This is a genomic window from Pseudoxanthomonas sp. SGT-18 (assembly GCF_003931645.1).
In the GTDB taxonomy this organism is placed as follows: Bacteria; Pseudomonadota; Gammaproteobacteria; order Xanthomonadales; family Xanthomonadaceae; genus Pseudoxanthomonas.
Genome location: NZ_RRYJ01000001.1, coordinates 612,088 through 629,645, shown reverse-complemented (window position 1 = coordinate 629,645; position 17,558 = coordinate 612,088). Strand labels below are relative to the sequence as shown.

General features: G+C 72.0%; 17 protein-coding genes. 5 read left to right on the top strand and 12 right to left on the bottom strand.

Going from position 1 to position 17,558, the window contains the following annotated elements; all coding sequences use genetic code 11:
* Positions 1 to 6: 6 nt before the first annotated feature.
* Genes EIM47_RS02810 through mtgA form a run of 3 tightly spaced genes read right to left on the bottom strand, consistent with a single transcriptional unit; the run spans position 7 to position 2,184 of the window.
* The gene (locus EIM47_RS02810; protein WP_028915894.1) at positions 7 to 435 is read right to left on the bottom strand and encodes a CBS domain-containing protein; all 429 of its coding nucleotides are present in this window, start codon (positions 433 to 435) and stop codon (positions 7 to 9) included.
* Positions 395 to 1,420 (bottom strand): glycosyltransferase family 2 protein, encoded by a 1,026-nt coding sequence (locus EIM47_RS02805; protein WP_125076056.1) that lies wholly within the window; start codon positions 1,418 to 1,420, stop codon positions 395 to 397. The genes EIM47_RS02810 and EIM47_RS02805 overlap by 41 nt, the downstream gene beginning before the upstream one ends.
* A gap of 32 nt (positions 1,421 to 1,452) precedes the next feature.
* Positions 1,453 to 2,184, bottom strand: a complete 732-nt coding sequence (mtgA, locus tag EIM47_RS02800) for a monofunctional biosynthetic peptidoglycan transglycosylase (RefSeq protein WP_026010770.1) — start codon at positions 2,182 to 2,184, stop codon at positions 1,453 to 1,455.
* A gap of 107 nt (positions 2,185 to 2,291) precedes the next feature.
* Here mtgA and EIM47_RS02795 point away from each other — a divergent pair, with 107 nt between their 5' ends.
* Together EIM47_RS02795 and EIM47_RS02790 are read left to right on the top strand one after the other, a co-directional pair.
* Complete coding sequence (locus EIM47_RS02795; RefSeq protein WP_019399823.1) at positions 2,292 to 3,215, top strand: Hsp33 family molecular chaperone HslO; 924 nt, start codon at positions 2,292 to 2,294, stop codon at positions 3,213 to 3,215.
* Positions 3,216 to 3,352: 137 nt separating this feature from the next.
* Complete coding sequence (locus EIM47_RS02790) at positions 3,353 to 4,240, top strand: hypothetical protein (RefSeq protein ID WP_125076054.1); 888 nt, start codon at positions 3,353 to 3,355, stop codon at positions 4,238 to 4,240.
* A 259-nt stretch (positions 4,241 to 4,499) separates the two neighbouring features.
* On the opposite strand, the gene EIM47_RS02785 is transcribed toward EIM47_RS02790, so the two are convergent.
* From EIM47_RS02785 to EIM47_RS02760, 6 genes are all read right to left on the bottom strand, one after another.
* On the bottom strand, positions 4,500 to 5,732 hold the full coding sequence (locus EIM47_RS02785; protein WP_125076052.1) for an ABC transporter permease: 1,233 nt from the start codon (positions 5,730 to 5,732) through the stop codon (positions 4,500 to 4,502).
* Positions 5,729 to 6,463 (bottom strand): ABC transporter ATP-binding protein, encoded by a 735-nt coding sequence (locus tag EIM47_RS02780; protein WP_019399820.1) that lies wholly within the window; start codon positions 6,461 to 6,463, stop codon positions 5,729 to 5,731. Before EIM47_RS02780 ends, EIM47_RS02785 begins: the two co-directional genes overlap by 4 nt.
* Positions 6,460 to 7,983, bottom strand: a complete 1,524-nt coding sequence (locus EIM47_RS02775; RefSeq protein ID WP_125076050.1) for an efflux RND transporter periplasmic adaptor subunit — start codon at positions 7,981 to 7,983, stop codon at positions 6,460 to 6,462. The genes EIM47_RS02780 and EIM47_RS02775 overlap by 4 nt, the downstream gene beginning before the upstream one ends.
* Before the next feature lie 75 nt (positions 7,984 to 8,058).
* Entirely contained in the window at positions 8,059 to 9,369 is a 1,311-nt protein-coding gene (locus EIM47_RS02770) for a HAMP domain-containing sensor histidine kinase (protein WP_125076048.1), read from the bottom strand.
* A 156-nt stretch (positions 9,370 to 9,525) separates the two neighbouring features.
* Entirely contained in the window at positions 9,526 to 10,242 is a 717-nt protein-coding gene (locus tag EIM47_RS02765) for a response regulator transcription factor (protein WP_026010766.1), read from the bottom strand.
* An 81-nt stretch (positions 10,243 to 10,323) separates the two neighbouring features.
* Positions 10,324 to 10,977 (bottom strand): arylesterase, encoded by a 654-nt coding sequence (locus tag EIM47_RS02760; RefSeq protein WP_026010765.1) that lies wholly within the window; start codon positions 10,975 to 10,977, stop codon positions 10,324 to 10,326.
* 63 nt (positions 10,978 to 11,040) lie between these two features.
* Between EIM47_RS02760 and EIM47_RS02755 the strand changes: the two genes are divergently transcribed.
* The 3 genes from EIM47_RS02755 (at position 11,041) to EIM47_RS02745 (ending at position 14,636) form a co-directional block, all read left to right on the top strand.
* Positions 11,041 to 11,703 (top strand): ATP-binding cassette domain-containing protein, encoded by a 663-nt coding sequence (locus EIM47_RS02755; protein ID WP_232211037.1) that lies wholly within the window; start codon positions 11,041 to 11,043, stop codon positions 11,701 to 11,703.
* Positions 11,700 to 14,186, top strand: a complete 2,487-nt coding sequence (locus EIM47_RS02750) for an FtsX-like permease family protein (RefSeq protein WP_125076044.1) — start codon at positions 11,700 to 11,702, stop codon at positions 14,184 to 14,186. Before EIM47_RS02755 ends, EIM47_RS02750 begins: the two co-directional genes overlap by 4 nt.
* Positions 14,187 to 14,261: 75 nt before the next feature.
* Positions 14,262 to 14,636, top strand: coding sequence for a DMT family protein (locus EIM47_RS02745; protein ID WP_125076042.1), 375 nt, complete (start codon positions 14,262 to 14,264; stop codon positions 14,634 to 14,636).
* Between the two features lie 16 nt (positions 14,637 to 14,652).
* Here EIM47_RS02745 and EIM47_RS02740 read toward each other — a convergent pair whose 3' ends face one another.
* From EIM47_RS02740 to EIM47_RS02730, 3 genes are all read right to left on the bottom strand, one after another.
* Entirely contained in the window at positions 14,653 to 14,976 is a 324-nt protein-coding gene (locus tag EIM47_RS02740) for a YnfA family protein (RefSeq protein WP_028915901.1), read from the bottom strand.
* On the bottom strand, positions 14,973 to 15,797 hold the full coding sequence (gene mazG, locus EIM47_RS02735) for a nucleoside triphosphate pyrophosphohydrolase (RefSeq protein ID WP_019399811.1): 825 nt from the start codon (positions 15,795 to 15,797) through the stop codon (positions 14,973 to 14,975). Before mazG ends, EIM47_RS02740 begins: the two co-directional genes overlap by 4 nt.
* A 557-nt stretch (positions 15,798 to 16,354) precedes the next feature.
* Positions 16,355 to 17,530: a phosphoglycerate kinase gene (locus tag EIM47_RS02730; RefSeq protein ID WP_125076040.1), complete on the bottom strand. Its 1,176-nt coding sequence runs from the start codon at positions 17,528 to 17,530 to the stop codon at positions 16,355 to 16,357.
* Between the last annotated feature and the right edge of the window lie 28 nt (positions 17,531 to 17,558).

The following is a 17,558-nucleotide window of genomic DNA, read 5'->3' as shown; positions in this document are numbered from 1 at the left end:
GCGCGCTCAGCCTGCGATGTAGCGCTGCAGCTGCTCCAGTTCGACCTGCTGGTCGGCGATCACCGCCTTGACCAGGTCGCCGATCGAGATCACCCCGGTCACCCGGCCCTGCTCGACCACCGGCAGATGGCGGATGCGGCGCTCGGTAACCAGCTGCATGCAGGCCGGCACCGGGGTGTCGGGCCTGACCGTGACCACGTCGCCGGTCATGATCGCGCTGACCGGGGTATCGGCCGAGGAACGGCCCTGCAGCACGATCTTGCGCGCGTAGTCGCGCTCGGAAAGGATCCCGGCCAGCTCGTCGCCACGCATCACCAGCACCGCGCCGATCGACTTCTCCGCCATCAGCCGCACCGCCTCGATCACCGGCGCGTCGGGGGTTACGGCGAATACCTCAGCCGGCTTCTCCGCCAGCAGTTGACGTACCGTGCGCATGGACGCCTCCGTCCGCGGACTGTGGGGCCGAGGATACTCCCGCCGGCGCGTGCCAGGCGTCGACCAGGTACAGCGGCCGTTGCTTGGCCTCCTCGTACAGCCGGCCCAGGTACTCGCCGATGGTGCCCAGCGCGATCAGCTGCACGCCGCCGAGGAACAGGATCACCACCATCATCGTCGGCCAGCCGGCCACCCGGTCGCCCCACACCAGGGTCTTGAACACCACCGCGATCCCGGCGAAGAACGCCACCAGCGCGGTGAGCAGGCCCAGGTAGGTGGCGATCCGCAGCGGCGCGGTGGAGAAGCTGGTGATGCCTTCCAGGGCGAAGTTCCACAGCCGCCACAGCCCGAACTTGCTGCGCCCGGCCACGCGCGCGCCGCGCCGGTACGGCAGGGCCACGCGGCGATAGCCGACCCAGCCGAACAGCCCCTTCATGAAGCGGTGGCGTTCGCGCAGCTGGCGCAGCGCGGCCAGCACGCGCGGCGACAGCAGGCGATAGTCGCCGGTGTCGGCCGGCACCGGGGTGTGCGACAGGCGCCCGATCACGCGGTAGAACGCGGCGGCGGTGCCGCGCCGCAGCCAGCTGTCGCCCTCGCGCGCGACCCGGGTGCCGTAGACGTCGTCGTAGCCCTCGCGCCAGCGCGCGACGAACTCGGGGATCAGCTCCGGCGGATCCTGGCCGTCGGCGTCGAGGATCATGGCCGCGCCCTCGGTGACCTGGTCCAGCCCGGCGGTCAGCGCGATCTCCTTGCCGAAGTTGCGCGACAGCCGCAGCAGCGCCACCTCCGGGTCGGCGGCGGCGATCTCCTGCAGCCGCTGCCAGGTGGCGTCGCGGCTGCCGTCGTCCACGTACAGGATGCGGCTGGCCACGCCCTCCAGCCCGTCCAGGGCACGGCGGATGCGCGGGTGCAGCAACGGCAGCGAGTCGGCTTCGTTGAAGCACGCCACCACCACGGTCAACAGGTCATGCCGCTGGTTGTCCATCCTGCCCATCGTACAGGCCCGCGCGGCGTGGCTCAGTCCAGCCGTTCCAGGTAGGCGGGGCCGCCGAGCTGGCGCACCTGGCGCTGGATCCACGCCGCGCGCCGCTGCACGTAGGGGCCGGGGCGCACGGCGTTGTAGCGGCGCGGCGAGGGCAGCACCGCGGCCAGGCGCGCGCACTCGCCTGGCGACAGGCGCGAGGCGTCCTTGCGCCAGTAGCTGCGCGCGGCGGCCTGGGCGCCGTAGATGCCATCGCCGAACTCGGCGATGTTGACGTAGACCTCCAGGATCCGGCGCTTGGGCCACAGCGCCTCGATCAGCACCGTGTACCAGGCCTCCAGGCCCTTGCGCACCCAGCTGCGGCCCTGCCACAGGAACAGGTTCTTGGCCACCTGCTGGCTGATGGTGCTGGCGCCGCGCACCCGGCGGCCGCGCGCGTTGTTCTCCATCGCCTTCTCGATCGCGTCCAGGTCGAAGCCCCGGTGGCGGGCGAAGTTCTGGTCCTCGGCCGCGATCACCGACATCGGCAGCGCCGGGGCGATGTGCTCCAGGTCGCGCCAGTCGTAGGCCACCCGGAAGTCCCGTTCGCCCGCGCGCCAGGCCTCGGCCTGGCGGGCCAGCATGAAGGCCGAGGCCGGCGGGTCGATGAAGCGCAGCAGCGCCACCTGGGCCGTGGTCGCGGCCACGAACAGCACCGGCAGCCACAGCAGCACGCGCAGCCAGCGACGGCGCCTGCGGCGGGGCGGATTGGAGGCGGGCTCGGCGATGGCGGCGGTTCCGGTGACGCGGTGGATGCGCGGCGCGATGGTAGCGGCTCCGGCGTGAGCGTCCAGCACCGCTTGGAAACCGCGGCCGCCCGGCGCATTGTGTGGCGATGGATACCAACAGCCCCTCCCCCGTCCCCGCCGCCGGCGACCTGCGCGGCCGCTTCCTCCTGCCCGCCGCCGGCGTTCGCGGCGTCTACGTGCGCCTGGCCGGCAGCTGGCGCGAACTGCTGTCCCATGCCGCCTACCCGTCCGGCGCCACCGCGCTGCTGGGCGAGGCGGTGGCCGCCGCGGCGCTGTTCACCAGCCATGTGAAGGTCGACGGCCGGCTGTCGGTGCAGCTGCGCGCCAGCGGCCCGCTGCGCTCGCTATTCGCCGAGTGCACCGCCGCCGGCACCGTGCGCGGCATCGCCCGCCTGGAGGACGGGGCCGACGCCCCGCGCGCGCCCTCGCAGCTGGGCGAGGACGCGCTGCTGGCAGTCACCGTGGAGAACCCCGGGCTGGACCCGCGCGAACCGCTGCGCTACCAGAGCCTGGTGGCCCTGGGCGGCGCCGAGTCCCTGGCCGAGGCCTTCGAGGACTACTTCCGCCAGTCCGAGCAGCTGCCCACCCGCCTGCTGCTGGCCGCCGACGGCGAGCACGCCGCCGGCCTGATGCTGCAGAAGCTGCCCGGCGAGGAAGGCGACGCCGACGCCTGGAACCGCGTCGGCGCCCTGTTCGAGACCCTGGGCGAGGCCGAGCTGCTGGCGACCCCGCCGCGGCTGCTGGTGCACCGCCTGTTCCACGAGGAAGACCCCCAGCTGCTGGAGGAGCACGCGGTCGCCTTCGGCTGCTCCTGCTCGGTGGAGCGGGTGGAGGGCATGCTGCGCAGCCTGGGCGAGGAGGAGTTCCGGGCGGCCGCCGCGGCCACCGGCCAGGTCGACGTCCGCTGCGAATTCTGCGGCCGCGAGTACCACTTCCCCCTGGACCGGATTGGGGTATTGTTTGGGTCGCCGGCGCAGCCCAACGCACCGGCGCCGGAGCGCCTGCAGTAAGGGCATGGCGCCGCTCCACCGACGAGCTGGCTGTCCACGGGGAGGAACGGCGCTTGTTAATCATTCGTAAAGCCCATACGATGCAGGCTCTGACCGCACGGGAACTCCCGTGCCGTCCGCTGGTCTGAAAGGAAGCCATGTCCCTGCGCCGTCCGCCCCTGCTGGCCCTTACCCTGTCCGCGCTGATCGCGGCGGCGGGCGCGCATGGCCAGGTGCGGGCGGGTTCCGAGCAGGCCGTGCTGCCGGTGTGGAACAAGGGCAGCGGCAAGGTCGAGGCCCTGCTGCTGCTGGAGCCGGCGCGTGGCAACCGCCCCGGTTCGCCGGGTTCGACCTGGCGCTTCGGCAGCGAGTCGCTGGACGCGGCCTTCGGCCTCGGCGCCGGCGACTCGCTGGGCCTGCTGTGCAGCAATACCAGCGGCACCAGCGTGAACAGCCTGGCCAGCAGCTGCCTGCTGGCCTCCCTGGGCAACGACCACGAGGCCAGTGGCCGCCGCCTGTCGGCCAGCGCCAGCGTCGGCCGCCAGGGCAACCGCCTCGGCGTGGCCGCCGGGACCGTGCGCGATGCCTCCCTGCCGGGCTGGCTGTCGGCCGAAGCCTCCGGCACCCCGCTGGCCGGTGCCGGCAAGCTCGAGCAGAACGACCTGCAGGTGTTCGGCCAGAAGGACATCGGCAGCGAGGCCTACGTCTCCATCGCCGGCACTTATGCGCGCGCGCGTCTGGTACCGGTAACCGAAGCGCCGGGCCTGGCCCATCGCTGGGACAGCAAGTCGCTGAGCGTGGGCGGCGGCTACGGCCCGTTCAGCGCCAACATCATCGGCCGCGTGGTCGAGGTCAACGGCCAGCCGGGCAACAAGTGGGAAGGCCTGGGCCTGGGCCTGGGCCTGACCTGGCGCACGCCGTGGAGCGGCCAGCTCACCGTCGGCGCCGAGAACGTGGTCACCCGCGGCAAGAACCCGTTCGCCCCGTCCAACCTCGACGCCGAGGAAGGCACCGTCCCCTACGTGCGCTACGAGCAGGGCCTGTGACCTGCTGAGCGGGCAGTTGGCGCCACGGCGGCGCGGCGCGCAGGCTCCCGACGCACGCAACCATCGATCCATTCCTTCCCTGTCCGGATGACCGGCACGTCCGCGTGCGCGATCGGCTGCGGACCTGCCGCACGCACGTCCGGGGTGCCCGGCGCGCATCCGCATGCCGATGCGTGCTCCTGCCCCGGCGTCCGCCGGTCGCCTCACGGAAGAAGCCGGCCACCGCGCTGCGATGGCCGGCTGTGGACTGCGTTCCGGGTTACTGCCGCAGCGCCTCGATCGGGTCCAGCTGCGAGGCCTTGCGTGCCGGGTAGTAGCCGAAGAACAGCCCGGTGGCCACCGAGAACGCCGCGGCCAGGGTGATCACCTTGCCGTTGAGCTGGATCGGCAGGTCGGTGTTGAAGTGGCCCACCAGCAGCGCGCCGGCGATGCCGAACACGATGCCCAGCACGCCGCCACCCAGCGACAGCAGCATGGCCTCGGCCAGGAACTGCCGGCGCACGTCCGAAGGACCGGCGCCCACCGCCAGGCGCAGGCCGATCTCCTTGATGCGTTCGGTTACCGACACCAGCATGATGTTCATGATGCCGATGCCGCCGACGACCAGCGAGATCGTCGCCACCGCGCCAAGCAGCCAGGACATCTGCCGGGTGGTCTCGTTGCGGGTGGCCACCAGCTGCGACACGTTGCGCACCTGGAAGTCGTCGGCCGCGCCCGGGTCGATGCGGTGGCGCTGGCGCAGCAGCGACTCCACCTCGCCCTGCACGTAGGCCAGGTCGTCGGCATGGGCCACGGTCAGCGAGATGTCCATCACCGCGCCTGGCGGCAGGCCCATGGCGCCCATCAGGCGGCGGCGCGCGGTCTCCAGCGGCACCATCACCACGTCGTCCTGGTCGCGGCCGAAGCCGCTCATGCCCTTGGGCCTGAGGGTGCCGACCACGGTGAAGTTGGTGCGGCCGATGCGCACCGTCTCGCCGATGCCGGTGCCGGCGCCGAACAGCTCGCGGCGCACGGTCTCGCCCAGCAGCACCACCTTGTCGCCGTTGAAGTGCTGCGGCTCGAACGCGCTGCCGCTGGCGACCTGCCAGCCGTTGATCTGCAGGAAGTCCGGCTGGATGCCCTGCCAGCTGGTGGACCAGTTGTTCTCCGCGTACACGATCTGGCTGCTGCCGCGCAGCGAGGCGGCCACCAGCTCCACCTCGGGGATCTCCTCGCGGATCGCCTCGGCGTCGCCCTCGGTGAGGGTGAAGAAGCTGCTGGCGCTCATGCGCACGCCGCCCATGGCGCGCTGCACCTGCGGGCCGATGTCCAGCTTCTGCGCGCCCAGGCCGGCCAGCTGGCGCTCGATCTCCGCCTGCGTGCCCTGGCCGACCGACACCATCACGATCACCGCGGCGATGCCGATGATCACGCCCAGCGAGGTCAGCGCGCTGCGCATCCAGTTGCCGCGCAGCGCGAAGACCGCGGTGCGCAGGATGTCCATGAAGGTCATGGGCCCACCTCCTCGTGCGTGGCCTCGTGCAGCTGGCCGTCGCGCATCACGCAGATGCGGTCGGCATGGCGGGCGACGTGCGCGTCGTGGGTGATCAGGACCACGGTGTGGCCTTCGTCGCGCAGGCGCTTGAACAGGGCCAGGATTTCCTCGCCGGTGCGGCTGTCCAGCGCGCCGGTGGGCTCGTCGGCCAGCAGCAGCGGCGGGTTGTTGATCAGCGCGCGGGCGATCGCCACGCGCTGCTGCTGGCCGCCGGACAACTCGTTGGGACGATGGTCCACGCGCGTACCCAGGCCCACCGCCTCGAGCGCCGCGCGCGCCCGCTCGTGGCGTTCGGCCACAGGCACGCGGGCATAGCCCAGCGGCATGGCCACGTTCTCCAACGCGGTCATGCGCGGCAGCAGGTGGAAGCCCTGGAACACGAAGCCGATCTTCTCCCGGCGCAGGGTCGCCAGTTCCTCCGCGTCCAGGGTGGACACGTCCACCCCGTCGCACAGGTACTGGCCGCCGCTGGGCGTGTCCAGGCAGCCGATCAGGTTCATCAGCGTGGACTTGCCCGAGCCGGAGGGGCCCATGATGGCGAGGAACTCGCCCGGCATGACCGTCAGGTCCACGTCGCGCAGGGCCACCACCTCGGCCTCGGTGCCCGGCGAGTACACCTTGCGCAGGCCGCGGGTCTCGATCACCGGGGTGACCGCGGCGCCCGCCGCCTTCGGGGACTGCGCGCTCATCGCGAGGCCGCCCGCTCGCCGGTCACCAGCAGGTCGCCTTCCTTGACGCCGCCGGCGATCTCGGTGCTGCTGCCGTCGCTGGCACCGACCCGGACCACCACCGGGACCGGCCGGTTGTTCTGCAGCCGGTAGACGGTCACCCGGCGCGCGCCGGCAAGGTTGGCCAGCTCGCGCTCCACCGCCTGGCGCTGCGCCTCGTCCAGGGTGGCGAAGAAGCCGGCGAAATCCTGCTGGAAGCGCTCGAGCATGCGCTGGCGCATCTGCCCGCCGGCGTTGGCCTGCTGCTGGCGGGCGCCGCCCATCATCATCATCGGCGGGCCGCCAGCGCCCGGGCGCTGCTGCGGCGTGGCCTGGCGCGAGGCCTCCATCGCTTTGCGCATTTCCTCCTGGCGCTGGCGCGCGGCGGCCAGGTCGGCCTCGAACGCGCTCTTCTGCGCCGGGGCCAGGTCCATGCCGGCCACGAACGCTGCCAGGTCCTCGAGCATGCCGGCGCCGCGCGGGCCGCGTCCCGGGGCCGCGGCGGCGGCGGGCTGGTCGGCCGGCTTGTAGCGCAGCGCGGCGTTGGACACCTTGAGCACGTCGTCGCGGCGGCTGACTTCGATCTCGGCGTTGACGGTCAGGCCCGGCAGCAGGGTGCCGTCGCTGTTGTCCACGCTCACCACCACCGGGTAGGTCACCACGTTGTTGTTGGTGGTCGCCGCCAGGCGCACCTGCTGCACCTCGCCACGGAACTGGCGGTCGGGGAAGGCGTCGACGGTGAAGCTCACGCGCTGGCCGGGCTTGACTTGGCCGATGTCGGCCTCGTCCACCGACAGCTCGATCTTCATCTTCGACAGGTCCTCGGCGATGGTGAACAGCTCCGGGGCCTGCAGGCTGGCGGCCACGGTCTGGCCGGGCTCGATGCTGCGGGTCAGGACCACGCCATTGACCGGCGAGCGGATCACGGTGCGCTCCAGGTTGACCCGGGTGGTCTCGGTGGAGGCGGCCTGCTGCCGGATCTGGGCCTGGGCCGAGGCGACCTGGGCCCGGGCCTGGTCCAGCGCCGCCTTGGCCAGGTCCACGTCGCTGCGCGCGATCAGCTGGCGCTCGACCAGGGCGGCCTTGCGCTGGTAGTCAGCCTCGGCGTTGGCCAGGGCGGCCTGGGCCTGGCGCAGGCTGGCCTGGGCGCTGGCGATCTGGGCATTGCCCTGGGCGATCTGCGCCTCGTAGGTCTTGGGGTCGATCCGGGCCAGCACCTGGCCCTCGGTCACCCGGTCGTTGTAGTCCACCAGCACCTCCAGCACCTGGCCGGAGATCTGGCTGCCCACGGTCACGGTCGAGGTGGCGCTGAGGGTGCCGGTGGAGGAGATGGCCACGCGGATGTTGCCGCGCTCCACCGGCGCGGTGCGCCACGCCGCTTCGGCGTCGCGGCTCGCGCCCCCCCAGTGCCAGGCAGCGCCTCCGAGGAGGGCCAGGACGAGCACGCCGCCGGCCAACGGCAGCCAGCGGGGACGGGAATTCGGACGCGAGGTTCGGCTCATGGGCGCATGGATGGGAGGACTACCCCGGTTAACGCACGACCCGGGGATCGGTTGACGCCCGCCGGTGGGAAACGTTCAGCCCTGCAGGTACGGGTCGGTGCCCGGTGGCGGCTGGCTGCTGAAGCGGACCCGGGCAGTGGTGCCGCTGTCCAGGGTGCTCTCCAGCTCGATGGTCCAGCCGAAGCGCTCGCACAGCCGGCGCACGATCGACAGGCCCAGGCCGGTGCCGACCGGGTACTCGGGGCGGGCGCGGTAGAACGGCTCGAACGCCCGCGCCAAGGCCTCGGCCGACATGCCGATGCCGGTGTCGCGCACCTGTACCAGGCCCTCGTGCACGGTGACCTCGACCAGGCCGCGGTCGGTATAGCTGCAGGCGTTGCGCAGCAGGTTGCCGAGCACCACGTGCAGCACCCGCGGCGGAGCGTAGATGCGCGGCGCGCCCTCGCAGACCACCTGCAACTCCACCGGCTTGTCGCCCAGCAGCATGCGCGCCTTGACCGCCTCCTCGTGGACCACCTCGCACACGTCGAACCACTCGCTCTGCGGGACCACGTCCGGCTCGCGGGCCAGGATCAGGAAGGCATCGACCACCGCCTCCATGTCGCGCCCGGCGCGCTGGATCCGGCGCAGGCTGCGCGCCAGGCGCGGCTCCAGGGTCTCGTCGGCCAGGGCCATGTCGCTGGCCACCCGGATCACGGTCAGCGGGGTGCGCAGCTCATGGCTGGCGTCGCGGGTGAAGTTGCGCTCGCGGGTCAGCTGCGCCTCGACCCGCTCGCCCAGCGCGTGCAGCGCCCCGGCCAGCTGCCGCGCCTCGCCCCGCATGTCTGCCGGCAGCCGGTCCGGCGCCAGCGCGGCGATGTCCGGCCGCCGCGGATCCCAGCGCGAGACCTGGCGCGCCAGCCAGGCCACCGGCGAGACCAGGCGCTTGGACGATTTGTAGGTAAGCCAGGTCGCGCCGTAGATCGCGAACAGCGCCAGCATCGCCGGCAGCACCGCGAACCACCAGGCCAGGCGGTTGGCCTGCTCGCGCAGGAAGGCGACGTACAACGTGCCCTGCGGCTTGCGCTCGACCCAGACCATCTGGCCTTCGGACTTGAGCTCGTGGAAGCCCGGGGCGAGCCCGCGCAGGTAGGCCGGCAACGCTTCGGCCGAGCCACCCGGCTCGACCAGGTAGGCGCGCAGCGAGAAGGTATTGGGCGGCGGCTGTGCGGCCGCGGATTCGCGCAGTTCCCAGTAGTGGCGGGCCTCCTCCTGCAGCGAACTGCGGATGAAGCTGTACTTGAACAGCGTGCCGACCACGAAGAAGGCGATCACGATCGCCAGGCTCGCCATCACCACCTGCAGGATGAAGGCGATACGGATCTTGCGGGAAAGGCCGTGGGGCATGGGGGCATTCAACACGGGACGGCGCGAGTGTAGGCCCGCGCGCATCGCCGTTCCGTGAGTGGGTGGACCGGGACCCGCGCCCCCGTGGCCAAGGCGGCCGGACAGCCGGCCGCCGTCTTGCGTTCCATTCCCCCTGTTTCCCCTTCGGCTACCTGGTCACGCGGTGACCGGCTGCGCGATGTCCGCCACCCGGTACCCGGCGCTCTGCACGGTATGCAGCAGCGGGCGGTCGAACGGCTTGTCGATCACCTTGCGCAGGTTATACAGGTGGCTGCGCAGGGTGTCCGAATCGGGCAGGCTGTTGCCCCAGATCTCGCGCTCGATCTCCTGGCGGCTGACGACCCTGGGCGACTCGCGCATCAGGATGGTCAGCAGCTTCAGGCCGATCGGCGACAGCTGCAGCTCCACGCCGCCGCGGGTCACGCGCATGCTGACCGGATCCAGCACCAGGTCGGCCACGGTCAGCACCTCCGAGCCCACCTGGCGGCGCTCGCGCCGGATCAGCGCGCGCAGGCGCGCCTCCAGCTCCTGGATCGCGAACGGCTTGGTGAGGTAGTCGTCGGCGCCGTGGCCGAGGCCGGTGAGCTTGTCGTCCAGGGTGTCGCGCGCGGTCAGCATCAGCACCGGCGTCGACTTGCGCGCATCGCTGCGCAGCCGGCGGCAGACCTCGATGCCGTCCAGGCGCGGCAGCATCAGGTCAAGCACCACCGCGTCGTAGCTGTTCTCGGCCGCCAGCCGGTAGCCGTCCAGTCCGTCGGCGGCGTAGTCGACTTCGAAGCCACGGCTTTCCAGGTATTCCCCGATCATCTCGGAGATGTTGCGGTTGTCCTCGACGACCAGCACCAGCCCTGAGGTTTCTTTGCCCTGACGCATGTTTCGGACGCTCCATATCGGATTTTCAGCTTTGTGAAACATGCCGCAGCCCCGGTGGATGGGGCGTGAAGGCGGCGACCGCTACAGCAACGGCCGCAGCGCCGGCCAGACATTGTCCAGCAGCCGCGGCTGGGCCGCGGCGGTGGGGTGCAGGCCGTCAGCCTGCATCAGCCCTTCTTCCAGGGCCACGCCCTCCAGGAAGAACGGGACCAGGGCCACGCCCTGGCGCTGGGCCAGGCCCTCGTAGGTGCGGCGCAGGCGCTCGCGGTAGGCCGGGCCGTAGTTGGGCGGGACGTCGATGCCCAGCAGCAGCACCCGGGCGCCGGCGGCGGTGCCAAGCTCGACCATGCGCCGCAGGTTGGCCTCCAGCTGGGCCGGGGCCAGGCCGCGCAGGGCGTCGTTGCCGCCCAGCTCGATCACCAGCACCGAAGGACGGTGTTTTTCCAGCAGCGCAGGCAGGCGGGTCAGGGCGCCGGCGCTGGTCTCGCCACTGATGCTGGCGTTGACCACCGGCCGTGCCAGGGACGGCTCGGCCTGCAGCTTCCGCTCCAGCAGGCTGACCCAGCCGGTGCCTCTGGGTATGTTGTGCTCTGCGCTGAGGCTGTCACCGACCACCAGCACCGGGCCCCTGGCCCGGGCCTGCGGCGCGGCCAGCAGCGGACCTGGCAGCAGCAGCGCCGCCAGCAGGACCGCCAGCGCGCGGCCCATGGCCGTCCCCCACCTGAACTTGCGCATCCGGAGCCTCCCATCGATACCCAGACCCTGACCAGCATAGCCAGCGCCATCGAGGTCCGCGGCGTGGGCAAGTCCGCGGCCGGCCCCGAGGGCGAGGTCCGCATTCTCGACAGCGTCGACCTGACCGTGGCTGAAGGCGACAGCGTCGCCATCGTCGGCGCCTCCGGCTCGGGCAAGACCACCCTGCTGGGCCTGCTGGCCGGGCTGGACCTGCCCACCCGCGGCAGCATCGCCCTCGCCGGCCAGCGCCTGGACCAGCTGGACGAGGAAGCCCGCGCCGCGCTGCGCGCGCGCGAGGTCGGCTTCGTGTTCCAGAGTTTCCACCTGCTGCCCTCGCTGACCGCCGAGGAGAACGTGGCCCTGCCACTGGAACTGGCCGGGCGCGAGGATCCGGCGCGGGTGGCCGAGGTGCTGGCCGCGGTCGGCCTGGAGCACCGCCGCCGGCACCATCCGCGGCAGCTTTCCGGCGGCGAGCAGCAGCGCGTGGCCCTGGCCCGCGCCTTCGTTGCCAGGCCGCGGATCCTGTTCGCCGACGAGCCCACCGGCAACCTCGACCAGGCCACCGGCCAGCACGTCAGCCAGCTGCTGTTCGAGCTCAACCGCAGCAACCGCACCACTCTGGTCATGGTGACCCACGACCTGGCCCTGGCACGGCGCTGCCACCACGTCTACCGGCTCGACCGCGGCCGCCTGGTGCGGCTGGACGAAGGCGGGGAAGGCGCATGAACGTGCTGCGCCACGCGGCGCGCTCGCTGCGCCGCGAGTTCCTTTCCGGCGACCTGCTGACCCTGTTCGCCGCGCTGGTGCTGGGCGTGGCGGCGATGACCGCGGTCGGCACCCTGGTCGACCGGGTCACCCTGGCGCTGGCCTCCAGCGCGGCCGAGGTGGTCGGCGGCGACCTGGGCGTGCAGGGACGCACCGACCCGCCCGCCGAATTCACCGCCGAAGCGCGCGCGCGTGGCCTGGCGGTCGCGCGTCTGGTGACCTTCCCCAGCGTGCTGTTCCATGGCGATTCCAGCCAGATGGCCACGATCAAGGGCGTGGACGGTGCCCATCCGCTGCGCGGCCGCCTGCGCGTGGCGAGCGATACGGCAGGCCTGCAGGTTGCCGATGCCGGCGGCCCACCGCCGGGCGAGGCCTATGCCGATCCGCGCATCCTGGCCGGCCTGGGCGTGGAGGTGGGCGACAGCATCGAGCTGGGCAGCAGCCAGGTGCGCATCACCCGCGTGCTGTTGTCCGAACCGGATGCCTCCGGCGGGCTGATGGAGATGGCGCCGCCGCTGCTGGTGCACCGCGACGACGTCGAGGCCGCCGGCCTGCTCGGCCCAGGCAGCCGCGCCGGCTACCGGCTGATGTTCGCCGGCCTGCCGGCGGCGATCGCGGGCATGCGCGAATGGCTGCAACCGCGCCTGCAGCCCGGCCAGCGCCTGGTCGGGGTGGAGGACGCGCAGCAGGGCCTGCGCAATGCCTTCGACCGCGCCGGCCGCTTCCTCGCCCTGGCCGCGCTGCTGGCAGTGCTGCTGGCCAGCGTGGCCACCGCGCTGGCCGCCAACCGCTTTGCCCTGCGCCGGGTGGACGCGGTGGCGATCCTGCGCTGCCTGGGCGCGCGCCAGCGCGACATCCTCGCCTCGCTGGCGGTGCAGCTGGTGCTGCTGGCCATCCCCGCCTGCGCCCTGGGCGTGGGCCTGGGCATGCTCGCCCAGGTCGCCCTGGTCGAGGTGCTGGGCAGCCTGGTGCCGGCGCGGCTGCCGCTGCCGCAGGCCGCGCCGATGCTGGCCGGCGCCGGCATCGGCCTGCTGATCCTGCTCGGCTTCGGCCTGCCGCCGCTGCTGCGCCTGCGCGGGGTGCCGCCGATGCGCGTGCTCAACCGCAGCTTCGCCACCCTGCCCGCGACCTCGCTGCTGGCCTACGTGGCTGCGCTCGCCGCCACCGTGGCGCTGGCGGTGTACGCCACCGGCGATGCGCGGCTGGCCGCCTGGGTGCTGGGCGGCCTGGCGGTGCTTGCCCTGCTCGCGGCCGCCGCGGGCGCCAGCCTGCTGTGGCTGCTGGGACGGCTGCAATCGCGCCTGCATGGCCCGTGGCGGCTTGGCCTGGCCGCGCTGGCGCGGCGCCGCGGCCTGGCCGTGGTGCAGCTGGTGGGCCTGTCGCTGTCGCTGTGCGCGCTGTTGCTGCTGGCGGTGGTCGGCCCCGGCCTGCTCGGGCAATGGCGCGAGCGCCTGCCGCCGGACACGCCCAACCACTTCCTGCTCAACGTGCAGCGCGACCAGGCCGAGGCGGTAGAACAGGCGCTGCGCGGAATGGGCGTGGCCGATCCGGACCTGCAGCCGTTCGGCACCGGGCGCCTGGTCGCGATCAATGGCAAGCCGCCGCAGCGGACCGCGGTGGACGAAGGCGACGACGGCAACGACGCCGACCGCCCGGTGAACTTCTCCTGGCGCCACACGTTCCCGCCGGCCAACACCCTGCTCGAAGGCGCGTTCTGGAGCGAGACCACCGACGCCGCCGAGGCCTCGATCGAACAGGGCTGGGCCGGCCGCTACGGCATCGGCCTGGGCGACAGCCTGACCCTGCAGCTGGGCGAACAGGAACGCACCTTCACCGTCACCAGCATCCGCAAGGCCGACTGGGATTCGTTCCGGGTCAACTTCTTCGTCCTGCTCAATGCCGGCGCGGTGGGCGATGCGCCATGCAACCTGATTTCCAGCTTCCACCTGCCCTCCGGCCGCACCGCGGCGCTGGCGCCGGTCGTGCGCGAGTTCCCGAACGTCTCGGTGCTGGAGATCGAGGCGTTGCTGGAGCGGGTGCGCGAGGTGATCGAACGCGTGGCCCAGGCGGTGCAGCTGGTGATGGGCTTCAGCCTGGCCGCCGGCGTGCTGGTGCTGCTGGCGGCGCTGCAGGCCACCGCCGGCGAACGCCGCTACGACAGCGCGGTGCTGCGCACGCTCGGCGCGCGCCATGGCCAGCTGCGCGGCGCGGTACTGGTGGAGTTCGGGATGCTGGGGCTGGTCGCGGCGCTGCTGGCGGTGTCGGCGGCGGCGGTGATCGGCGCGCTGGTCTCGCGCCAGTTGTTCGAGCTGGCGCTGTCGCCGCCGTGGCCGGCGCTGCTGGGCGGCGGCGCGATCGGCATCGCGCTGAGCCTGGTGGCCGGCTGGTCGGGCACCCGCGCCATCCTGCGCACGCCGCCGATGCTGGCGTTGCGCCAGTACTGAGGCCACTGCCGCGGCCCGCCCGGGCCGCGGCGGTGGATTATCCTGCGCGCCTCATCCCTGCCCTGCGGCCCGACGATGCCCGCCCTGCCCCTGTCGAACTACCTCGTCCCGGTGCTGTTGCTGCTGGCCAGCAACGTGTTCATGACCTTCGCCTGGTACGGCCACCTCAAGTACAAGAGCGCGCCGCTGTTCATGGCGATCGTGGTCAGCTGGGGCATCGCCTTCTTCGAGTACAGCCTGATGGTCCCGGCCAACCGCATGGGCAGCGGGGTGTACTCGGTGGTCCAGCTCAAGACCATCCAGGAGATCATCACCCTGGTGGTGTTTGCCGGCTTCTCGGCCTGGTACCTGGGCCAGCCGCTGAAGTGGAACCACTACGCGGCCTTCGCCCTGATCGTGGGCGCGGCCTTCCTGATGTTCTACGACGGCGGCAGCGCGGCCTCGCACTGAACCGCATGCGGCGTACTCAGGCCTGCCTGGGCGCGAACATGATCACCGCCATCCCGGCCAGGCACAGGGCCACGCCCAGCAGGTCCCAGCGGGTGGGGCGCACGCCGTCCACCGCCCACAGCCAGGCCAGCGCGGTGCCGATGTAGACCCCTCCATAGGCGGCGTACACGCGCCCGGTGGCCGTCGGATGCAGGGTCAGCAGCCAGGCGAAGACCGCCAGGCTCAGTGCCGCCGGCAGCAGCAGCCAGGCGCTACCGTCATTGCGCAGCCATGACCACACCAGCCAGCAGCCGAGGATCTCGGCGATGGCGGTGGCCACGAACAGCGCGAAGGTGGTCACGCCGCCCCCGCGCCCTCGCGTTCGGCCTGCTTGACCTGTTGCCACAGCGCTTCCTGTTGCTCCAGGGTGAGGGTCGGCAGCGGCGTGCCGGCGGCCGCGGCCAGTGCCTCCATCGCGCGGAAGCGGCGTTCGAACTTGTGGTTCGCGCGGCGCAGCGCGGCGCCCGGATCGACCTTGGCGTGCCGGGCGACGTTGGCGGCGACGAACAGCAGGTCGCCGATCTCGTCCTCCAGGCGCTCGCGGTTGGCGGCCACGTCGCCGCGCGCGAACTCGGCGCGCACCTCGGCGATCTCCTCCTGCAGCTTCTCCAGCACCGGCTCCGGGCCGGGCCAGTCGAAGCCGGTGCGCGCGGCGCGCGACTGCAGCTTCACCGCGCGCTGCCATTCCGGCAGGCCGCGGGAGATGCCGGCCAGGGCCGAGGTGTCCTGCTCGCCGGCGGCTTGGCGCTCGGCGCGCTTGATCGCCTCCCAGTTGAGGGTCTGCTCCTCGGCATCGGCGAAGCTGGCCTCGCCGAACACGTGCGGGTGGCGGCGCACCATCTTGTCGCTGATCGCGTTGGCCACGTCGTCGAACGCGAACGCGCCCTGTTCGGCGGCCATCTGCGCATGGAACACCACCTGCAGCAGCAGGTCGCCCAGTTCGTCCTTCAGCGCGGCCAGGTCCTTGCGGTCGATCGCGTCGGCGACTTCGTACGCCTCCTCGATGGTGTACGGGGCGATGGTGGAGAAATCCTGTTCCAGGTCCCAGGGACAGCCGCCCTGCGGGTCGCGCAGGCGGGCCATGATCGCCAGCAGGCGGTCGATTGGTCGTTCGGTAGGCATGGCGCGAACTCTAGCAGGGAACCTGGCCGGCTCCAGCTCCAGCTCCAGCTCCAGCTCCAGCAACAGCAAGAGCAAGAGCAAGGGCGCTGGCTTCGGAGGGGGCCGCCGCATCCACGCATGCCGGTGCACTGCGCGGACGGACGTCCTGTCCGTACGCGCGGCCGTGGCACGTCCATGTGCCACTTGCCCCGGCATGCGCGGATACGGCGGCCTCGGTGAGCGTCAGGTCGGCCAGCTTCGTTGACGCCCGGTCAAGTTCCGCAGGCCTGGCGAGACCGTAGGCGCCATTTGGCCAGGAGTGGCCGGGCCAAGCCCCCCGAAGCGCCAGCAGGACCTGCCAGGCCGGGCAGGCCGTGGCCGCGGTAGCGGGTGCGCGCATGGACGTGCGCCCGGGCGGCCACCGCAGGCCTGGCCTGTCGCGGCGCCGTCCGAAGCTACGCGCCCGGAGAACGCATTTGGCGGGAGCAGCGGATAAAAAGTCCGGTGCGCAAAAGGAAAAGCCGGCGCCTTCGCGGCGCCGGCTTCCGGTCACAGGGGGCGCTGGGTCGCGCCAGGCCTCAGCCGCCGCGCGCCTGCAGGGCGGCCACGGCCGGCAGGGTCTTGCCTTCCAGGAACTCGAGGAAGGCGCCGCCGCCGGTGGAGATGTAGCTGACGTCCTTTTCGATGCCGTACTTGTCCACCGCCGCCAGGGTGTCGCCGCCGCCGGCGATGGAGAACGCCTTCGATTCGGCGATGGCGCGGGCCAGGGTCTCGGTGCCCTTGCCGAAGGCATCGAACTCGAACACGCCCACCGGGCCGTTCCAGACCACGGTGCCGGCGGACTTGATGAGCCCGGCGTACTGCGCGGCGGTCTGCGGGCCGATGTCCAGGATCATGTCCTCGGCGCCGACCTGGTCGACCGGCTTGACCGTGGCCGGGGCGTCGGCGGCGAACGCCTGGGCCACCACCACGTCCACCGGCAGCGGGATCTGCGCGCCGCGCGCCTGGGCATCGGCGGCGATCTTCTTCGCCGTCTCCAGCAGGTCGGCCTCGTACAGCGACTTGCCGACGTTGTAGCCGGCCGCGGCGATGAAGGTGTTGGCGATGCCGCCGCCGACGATCAGCTGGTCGACCTTGCCGACCAGGTTGGTCAGCAGCTCCAGCTTGGTCGAGACCTTGCTGCCGGCGACGATGGCCAGCAGCGGGCGCGCCGGGTTGTCCAGCGCCTTGGCCAGTGCATCCAGCTCGGCCATCAGCAGCGGCCCGCCGGCGGCCACCGGGGCGAAGCGGATCACGCCGTGGGTCGAGGCCTGGGCGCGGTGCGCGGTGCCGAAGGCGTCCATCACGAACACGTCGCACAGCGCCGCGTACTTCTTCGCCAGCGCCTCGTCGTCCTTGCCCTCGCCGACGTTCATGCGGCAGTTCTCCAGCAGCACGACCTGGCCAGGCTTGACCTCGACGCCGTCGACCCAGTCCTTCACCAGCGGTACGTCCACGCCCAGCAGCTCGGACAGGCGCGCAGCCACCGGCGCCAGCGAATCAGCCTCGCTCCACTGGCCTTCCTTGGGCCGCCCCAGGTGCGAGGTGACCATCACCGCGGCGCCCTTCTCCAGTGCCAGCTTGAGCGTCGGCACCGAGGCGGTGATGCGCTGCTCGGAGGTGATGCGACCGTTGTCGATCGGCACGTTGAGATCCTGGCGGATCAGCACGCGCTTGCCGGTCAGGTCGAGGTCGGTCATCCGGATGATCGTCATGCTCACGTCTCTGTGTGGGGGATCAAGG